General features: G+C 74.6%; 2 pseudogenes. Both read left to right on the top strand.

The window, feature by feature from the left end:
- Positions 1-468 (top strand): annotated as a pseudogene (locus TN53_RS41930) (hypothetical protein); the annotation flags it as partial.
- Positions 432-567 (top strand): annotated as a pseudogene (locus TN53_RS46400) (helix-turn-helix domain-containing protein); the annotation flags it as partial. The pseudogenes TN53_RS41930 and TN53_RS46400, both read left to right, overlap by 37 nt.

Below are 567 nucleotides of genomic sequence, written 5' to 3'. Positions count from 1 at the left end.
CCCCCCCCCGGGGCCCCCGACGGCGTACTCGCCAAGGTGACTGAGATCGTCGAGACGACGGCCGACGGCGCTACGACGGTCGAGACGGAGCCGGCCAAGATCAGCTCAGTCCTGGGAGAGAGCGAGGCGGACGGCACGGTCCCCGTCGACCCGTCCACCATGGAGGTCGACCCACTCGTCCAGGGCGTGAAGGTTTCCTGGGCGAAGACCGGCGACCTCACCTTCGGCCCCGAGGGCGCGAAGCTCCCGCTGGGCAGCCTGCGCATCGACGTGGGCGCCGCAGTGGAGACCGCGCCAGGCGCCCCCGCCTCGGCCGCCGCGTCGGTCGAGGGGTTCGTCCAGCTCGCCCCCGAGGTCGCCTTCTCGTACGACGGGTCCGGCTCGGGCTCCTCACCGGGCGGCGCGTCCCTGGGCCTCCCCGGCGACTGGGCCTCCCAGCGGTCGTTGAGGGGCCGCGCGGCCGGCTCGCCGAGACGCTCCTGGCGTGGCTGCTGAGCGGCAGCAACGTGCCCGACGTCGCCGCCCGCCTCCACGTCCACCCGCAAACGGTGCGTTACCGCCTGCGGC

Source organism: Streptomyces sp. WM6386 (assembly GCF_000972385.1).
Classification (GTDB): Bacteria; Actinomycetota; Actinomycetes; order Streptomycetales; family Streptomycetaceae; genus Streptomyces.
The sequence above is the reverse complement of the archived record's forward strand: the minus strand, read 5'-3'. Positions and strand labels throughout refer to the sequence as shown.